This is a genomic window from Streptomyces sp. NPDC058964, from assembly GCF_042741275.1.
GTDB lineage: Bacteria > Actinomycetota > Actinomycetes > Streptomycetales > Streptomycetaceae > Streptomyces.
The window spans coordinates 28,874-36,087 of sequence record NZ_JBHYKH010000007.1 but is presented as its reverse complement, the minus strand read 5'-3'; the positions used below and the strand labels follow the sequence as shown (position 1 = coordinate 36,087).

At 67.8% G+C, this 7,214-nt stretch carries 4 protein-coding genes; 1 reads left to right on the top strand and 3 read right to left on the bottom strand.

Annotated features, from left to right (window positions below; translation table 11 throughout):
* Positions 1–143: 143 nt before the first annotated feature.
* The gene (locus ACFW2E_RS01785) at positions 144–2,024 is read right to left on the bottom strand and encodes a multicopper oxidase family protein (protein WP_384459762.1); all 1,881 of its coding nucleotides are present in this window, start codon (positions 2,022–2,024) and stop codon (positions 144–146) included.
* A gap of 291 nt (positions 2,025–2,315) precedes the next feature.
* Positions 2,316–2,753, bottom strand: coding sequence for a hypothetical protein (locus ACFW2E_RS01780; RefSeq protein WP_384459759.1), 438 nt, complete (start codon positions 2,751–2,753; stop codon positions 2,316–2,318).
* A 1,173-nt stretch (positions 2,754–3,926) separates the two neighbouring features.
* Between ACFW2E_RS01780 and ACFW2E_RS01775 the strand changes: the two genes are divergently transcribed.
* Positions 3,927–5,960 carry a glycosyltransferase family 4 protein gene (locus ACFW2E_RS01775; RefSeq protein ID WP_384459756.1) on the top strand — a complete coding sequence of 678 codons (2,034 nt, stop codon included), beginning with the start codon at positions 3,927–3,929 and terminating at the stop codon, positions 5,958–5,960.
* A 143-nt stretch (positions 5,961–6,103) separates the two neighbouring features.
* Here ACFW2E_RS01775 and ACFW2E_RS01770 read toward each other — a convergent pair whose 3' ends face one another.
* Positions 6,104–6,784, bottom strand: a complete 681-nt coding sequence (locus ACFW2E_RS01770) for an SMI1/KNR4 family protein (RefSeq protein WP_384459753.1) — start codon at positions 6,782–6,784, stop codon at positions 6,104–6,106.
* Positions 6,785–7,214: the final 430 nt, after the last annotated feature.

The window sequence follows — 7,214 nt, the reverse complement described above, 5'->3', positions numbered from 1 at the left end:
GGGCCTACTGGGAAGCCAGGGCTGGGGCCCGCGGGCCGGGGGGGTTCCCGGGTTGGGGTGGGGGCCGGCCGGGGCCGGGGGGTGGGGGGGCCGGGGGCGGGTGGGGGTGCCATGAGCGCACCCCCCCACCAATCGGAGGGACGTCAATCCCCCGATTGGCCGGCTCGGACGATCGTCCAGGGGCGCATCAGGTCGTCGTCTTCGTGTTCGAGCAGGTGACAGTGGTGGATGTACGTCGCCGGGAGCTCGGCGCCGCTGCCCGGAATCGACGCGATCGTGTCTGTCGGCGGGATGAATTCCTGGATGATGATTCTGGTCACCATCTGGGCAGGGGCCTTGACCGTGTCCTTGTAGGACAGCGCTTCGTCCGGGTCCGGCGGGATCGGCGGGCCGGTGAAGTAGTTGGTCAGCACCGGGTGGTCCTCCGGTTTGCGGCCACCGTAGATCCACTTGTCGTAGTCCGCCTGGTAGCGGGCCGCGTCGATCGGCTGCCTGTTCAGCACCTGGAAGTTGACGAGGTGGACATGCATCGGGTGGGCGTCGTGGTTGGGATTGATGTACTCCCAGATCTCGGTCGAGCCCTCCTTGATGAAGTCCTGGGACGGCTCCATGTACGGCACCGCGTTGAACGTCATCGTCCTGTAGAGCTCGTGCTGGTACACGACCCATTCCCGTCGACGGGTGTGCGGTTTCGGCTTGATGGGCGGGACCGCCTGCAGCTTGAGTTTCTCGGGCGGCGTCGTTCTGTCCCCACCTGCGGACAGTGGCTTGATGACCCGGAATTCCATGATGTCCCCGATTTCAGGTCCGCAGCCGGGGGTGCCGGGGAAGTGGACCTGCGTTCCCGGGTAGTTCGTCAGTTTGACCTTCGTGCCCATGCGCACCTGACCGAAGTCGACGATCAGGTCGTACCGCTCGGCTGGACTGATCAGGAAGTCCAGCATTGGCAACGGGGCGCGGAAGCCGCCGTCCGTGCCGATCAGCCAGAACGGCAGTGGGGGCTCGAGAAGTGCGTCTCTGGGGTCTACCTCGAACTTCAGCCGCCAGAAACGCTCGTTCGAAGCGTTGAGAATGCGCAGCCGGTAGCGTCGCCGCTCGACGTCCAGGTAGGGGTATGCCTTCCCGTTGACCACCGGGGTGTCCTCGCCTTCCCTGTCGGTCATGGTGTAGGCGAGCGAGCCGTCCTGGCTGAAGGTCCGGTCCTGCAGGATGAGGGGGACCTCGAATTCGCCTCGCGGCAGCCCGAGCCGCTCGTCGGCGGGGTCACGAATGAAGTAGAGACCGGCAAGGCCCGCATAGACGTTGAGAGCGCTCATCCCCATGGCGTGATCGTGATACCAGAGCATGCACGAATGGTCGTGGTTGGTGTAGCCGTAGATCGCTTCGTTGGGTTTGACCCGGCCCGGGTCCAGGGTGGTGTAGCCCTCGGCATGGAAGCCCTTCGGGCTGAACGACTGCAGCGGCAGACCGTCGGACTGTGGTGCTGTGTAACCGCCGTGCTGGTGTACGACGTTCCACACGTTGATGTCATCGGGGAACTGCGGGACGTACTTGTAGGGAGGCGGAGGGATCGGGGCGACGACGGGTTTCTTCTCGCGAATCATGTCGATCACCTCCTGGAACATGTGGGTGGTCGGCAGCTCGTTGCGGTACTTGACGACCGTCGGGTGGTCCCTCGTCGTGTTCAAGGTCGGCCCGAGATAGCCCATGCCGATCGGCTCGTGAGGGTCGTGTGGATTCGTGGCCCAGTAACCCCACACGGGTGATGGCCCGAGATCCCGGTGGAAGCGCCACGACCCCTGCCGCATCGTGAACTCGTAGTAGTCGGCGCCCGGATAGACGGAAGGATCCGGGATGGCTGTCATCGGCCTGGGCAGCGGGTCGACGAACCTCTCCAGCGGAGGGGTGTTCGGCGTCCCCTCGGGGTCCTTGCACCCTGCCGGCGGGTGCGCCGTCGCCGCATACGTCCGCGCTCCCAGAACACCCTGTGGAAGCATGGCCCCAGCCCCCACGGCACCGGCCATGAGGAATTTCCTTCGCTCAACCATCGTCTCCAGCCTTCCCTCGCCTCGCGTAACGCTCAAGGGATACAGGGCTGGTTCTGAACGCCGCCGAAGCACGCCGGTCCGGTCCGGCGAAGGCCACTCATTGAGCCGATCTCAACAGAAATTCGACAGGCATCAGGATTGGAATCCAATTCTTCCAGAATTGGAACCTGATTATTATCGCCAGTGCGGGCTGCGACACCCCGGCGCCACAGCCCTCCCGCCTTTCGGTCCCGCCTCGGATCGCCGGCGGTGCAGGCAGTCGGCGCCTCAGGCGATGCCGTGCTGGCCGCCCTGGGTGAAGTCGCAGTCGTGACCCGCGCTGAGCACGCCTTCGCCGGAGTTGCTGTAGCCGTCGGACACGCTCCCGCAGGCCCTCACCCACACGTCGGCGCCCTCGGGGATGTCCCCCCAGGGGTGCTTGGTGTCCGTGGTGTTGCATCCGGACGTGTTGTGGATCGTCCGGTAGTGCCAGCCCTGCCCGCGCTTGTACCAGGTCAGCTGGGCCCAGACGGTGCCGCCGTCGCACTGGTTGTCGTGGATGAAGAAATCGTCGCCGTCGGCGACGAAGTACGCATAGCCGTCACCGTTGCTCGCGTCCGAAATGGGCGAGTTCGTGCCGGCGCTGGCCGCTGCCGCGGTTCCGATGACCATGCACGCCGTCGCAGCGGCGACAGCCGAAAAGCGGCGGAGGGATATCGCGTTCATCTCAGTGATCCTTTCCGATCAGGAGGAAACCAGGCGGAGGCTGCTGCGATATTTCACCGAAAACGATGTATTGCGCAGAACGCCAGGTATGCGCTCACGCTCTCACACGGAGTCCGCTGTGATCAAGTGTGATGCCCGCAACTCGCTTATAACCAAGCATTTTTGAGCTGCCGTCAGCAGTCAGGCCGCAGGCCGAGCAGCTCGGCGCCGTATGGATGTCCGCCTCCGGCCCGCCGCGCGAGGACGGCACGCCGGCGCGTGGAGCGGGGGGCTTCGGGGCGCCAAGCGGCTGGGCCGACTTCCGGCGGCAGACAGAGGCGTACCGCTGCCCGAAGTGCGGACACCTCGAACTCTTCGCCACCAACGCGCTGCAGTCGGCCTCGCTCTTCCGGAAGCCCGTCAGATCACGGTCGCGGGTGCCGCCTCCAAGCGCGGCGGAGGAGGCCCCACAGTGCCGATCAGGGGAGGACCGACCGAGGGGGAACCGGCGGGCGCCGGACGGGGCAGACGGCCGGCGGCATGCGGCGTGCTCCTCCTCGCCGTCGCCGCCTGTACGAACAAGGAATCATCCTCACCGGAGACGAGCACCATGGGTGCTCCATCAGGCCAGGGCCGTGACGAAGCCGGACCGTGCAGTCACCTTCGTCGAATGGGGCCATTTCGGCCCCGAGATACCCCCCGCACGCCAGGATCTGCGGCCCGTCGAGCCATCACTGCATCACCGACACAGACTGAACTCGCCAGGAACTCCCGGCCCCGCCCTTTCGCGCCACATCACTCAAGACGCTCCGCCGGCCGGGCCGTTGTGCCCTGGCCCGCCACTACCGGCGCCCGGACCCGTGGGTGCCACGCCAAAAATCATGAAAACTTGACTCAGAAATTGGCAACTCAAGATGCACCTATGAACATTTGTGCGGGACGTCACATGAGGGGTGTGCATTATGCCCGCTATGGGGGCGTTTTCCGAGTGGCTCTCCCCTCGAGCTTCGCCAATACTCGTCGACGGGTGATCAACCTGTGAGCCCATTGTGGCCACACCGTGCGGCGCGTGTCCTTTTGGGGGGCTCATCAGTTGATCGGACATGCAAGTCCAGTTGGCGACAGCCGTTGTGATGCGGGTCCGCAACTCCTACCCCATATGCACCCGATGAGCCCTTACGTCTGGATAGCCGCATGAAGATATCTTTCCTCATTCACAATGTGTACGGCCTGGGTGGGACAAATCGGACGACGATAAACCTGGCCTCGGCCCTGGCCGAACGCCACGAGGTGGACATCGTGTCGGTGTTCCAGACGGCGGATGCACCACTGTTCACGGTGGATCCGCGCGTCAAGGTCACCGGCCTCATCGACACACGCCAGGTCCCCGAGACGTTGCGGAGCGAGCCGGCCGAGGTCTTCCCCGCGGCCGAGACCCGCTACAGCCAATACAGCACGATGACCGACGAGCGGGCCGCCGAGTACTTCCGCCGGAACCGCCCGGACGTGCTCATCGGGACGCGCCCCGGCCTGAATGTGTACGTCGCTCGCTTCGCCGGCGCAGGGACCGTGCGCATCGGCCAGGAGCACATCACGCTCGAGTCGCACCCGAACGCGCTGCTGCCGGACCTGAAACAGAACTATGCGCGCCTGGATGCCTTCGTCACGGTGTCCGAGGCCGATGCGGAGAACTACCGACGGCACATGGCCATACCCGGCCTGCGCGTCGTCTCCATCCCCAACAGCGTCCCAGCGCCCGCGCTCCCCGCTGCCGACCCGGCCGCCAGGACGATCGTCGCCGCCGGACGGCTCGCCGCCGTCAAGCGGTACGACCTGCTCGTGCGCGCCTTCGCCAAGGTCGCCGCGAACCATCCCGACTGGCAGCTGCGGATCTACGGCGACGGCGGCCGGCGCGGCGAGCTGCGCGCCCTGATCAACGAACTCGACCTGTACAACCAAGTCCACCTGATGGGGCTGGCCTCGCCCATCGAGGCCGAGTGGGTCAAGGGGTCGATCGCCGCGGTGACCTCGGACAGCGAGTCCTTCGGCATGACCATCGTCGAGGCGATGCGCTGCGGCGTCCCGGTCGTCAGCACGGACTGTCCGCTCGGCCCGCGCGAGATCATCCGCGACGGCGAGGACGGCCTGCTGGTCGAGCCGGGCGACATCGACTCCATCGCCGACGGCCTGCTCAGGCTGATCGGCGACGACACCGCGCGGGCCGCGATGGGCGCCGCCGCCCGCCGCAACGCCGAGCGGTTCGACCCCGCCGCGATCGCCCTGCGTTATGAGGAGCTGTTCCGCGAACTCGGCGCAGGCAGCTCCACCGCGTCGCCGACGCGCAGGCTCCTGAGCCGTTTTCGGCGCTCCCGCACCGACCGGGCGGACGCCTCTCGCACAACGGGGCCCGCGTCTCCGGCGCCGATGAGCGGGTCCGTCCATAGCGCCGCGGACGGTTCGCTGCGTGTCGAGCTGTCGGCAACCGCGCCGGTCGACACGGGTGAACTGCTGCTGATCCGACGCGGCGGCGAGGACCGCACAACGCTGCGCGTACCGCTGGTCCGCGACGACCGCGGCCGGGTCTGCGCCCCCGTCGATGGCACGCTGCCTCTGGGACACGCGATATGGGACATGTGGGTCGATCCGGCAAAGGGGCCTCGCAAGCGCCTGCGCGGCGACTTGCTCGACCTGCGCGGGCTGACGGCCTTCCGGCCCGACCCGCAGGTGTCCCCGGTGCAGGCCCTGCTGCCGTACAGGACCGTGGACGGATTCCTCGCGCTGAACGCCCGTGAGGCCGACGTGCACGCGGAGGTCCGGCGTGTCACCGTCGACGCCGACCGCGAGGCGATCAGCGTGGCGGTCCGGCTGTTCGGTACCGACGCCGACGCCGAGGGCTTCGAGCTGCGACACCGCGGCCATGCCGGGGCCGGCGCCCTGCAGCTGTCCTGGCACCGGGACAGGGACGGGGTGTTCCACACGCGCGTGTCCTGCGCGGCCGTCGCCCGGCTCCACCACGAGGAGCAGGACCTGTGGGACCTGTGGGTGCGCGTCACCGGCCGGGACGAACCGGTGCGCGTCGGCGGCTGGTTCGGCGACGTGAAGGAACGCAAGAGCGTGTACGTGTACCCGGTGATCGTCTTCGAGGACACCCCGCGCGGGCGCGCCCGGGTACGCCCGTACTACACCGTCGACAACGGCCTGTCGGTCAACGCCGTCGACCTGAAGTAGCAGTTCGGCACCGTGGGAACCGCGGGACAAGCAGGGCGACATGACATATTGGACACGGCGCCCTCTTGTCCGGGCTCACCAGCACGGCGGTCAGACGTTGGAGTCGCTCGTACCCGGCCGGCTCACGGCCATCCCCCGTACCTTCACGATTCCCGCGCGGGTGACGCCCCATCGAGCTGCTGCTCGGTGCGCTCGAGCCACCGCCGGTACCACCGCGCGAAATCATGCCCGGTCGGTACGATCCCGCCGTCCGCCGGCCTGAGGTCCTCCCAGATGGCACCCCGGTGCGGGCCTGTGACGACGAGCAGGGATGCGTAGCCGCATCCCTGCTCGCTGAGGAACACCGCGCCCGCCTCCTGAGCCTCGTACAGCTCGTCGTAGCGCGCGTTCCAGGCCGTGTACGCACGGCGGAAGGCCTCGTCGGCCGCAAAGGCATCCGCTTGGGGCTCCTGTGCCTCGATCGCGTCGAGCTCACCCTGCAAGGTCTCTGCCACGAAGGGCTGTCCGGCGAAGGCAGCTGCGGTCGGCTGCCCGGCGAAGGCGAGCCCGACGCCGCGCCACTGCCATCCGCCGTCACCCGAGACCGGTGTCATCAGGCCGTAGTCCGGGCCGGCTCCCCCGGCTCCGACATGGCGCAGGAAACTCCGGTACTGCGGGGGCAGACCGACGCCCAGGTCAGCCTCCAGCGACCGCAGTTGCTCCTCGTCCATGACCGGACCGAGTCGAAAGCCATGCCCGCCCGCCCCGAACACCCCTGCGTTGCCCGGGTGTTCGGCCAGCCGGCGCACTCGCTCCCGGACCCCCGCCCACGTCTCCTCGCTCATGGACCCACGCTAGTGCGGCTGGGCCCCGCACCGGCAATGGGTTTTCCTGCGCGGTACCGCTGTGCCGCCGGCTCGGTGAGGCGCGGCCCCGGTCAGGGCGCGTCCGGCGGCGAAGCCGACCGTGCCGGCGGTGTGGTGTCGAGATAGCCGACCTCATGGAGGCGCTCCGGTGGGCGGCCCGGCTGATGGCCCGGCGTGAGGGTTGCACCTTGACGGGGTACGCATCCGAGGTCGCGGACGACCGGATCAAGCACATCCGGGCGGTACGCAACCCCGACAAGCTCCGGGCCTGGACGGCGAGTCGAGGGGAGCCGCCGTGTTCCGGGCGTGCCAGGGCACCCCCGTGACCCAGGGCCACCCGGCGGGGCCGATGGCGCGATTGGGGACCGGGGGTCTATTTTACAGGGGGGTGGAGATGTGTGGTGGACCC

Coding starts and splice junctions, on each gene's coding strand:
- ACFW2E_RS01770 (WP_384459753.1), bottom strand. CDS start 6,784: ATGAGCGAGGAGACGTGGGCGGGGGTCCGGGAGCGAGTGCGCCGGCTG.
- ACFW2E_RS01785 (WP_384459762.1), bottom strand. CDS start 2,024: ATGGCCGGTGCCGTGGGGGCTGGGGCCATGCTTCCACAGGGTGTTCTG.
- ACFW2E_RS01775 (WP_384459756.1), top strand. CDS start 3,927: ATGAAGATATCTTTCCTCATTCACAATGTGTACGGCCTGGGTGGGACA.
- ACFW2E_RS01780 (WP_384459759.1), bottom strand. CDS start 2,753: ATGAACGCGATATCCCTCCGCCGCTTTTCGGCTGTCGCCGCTGCGACG.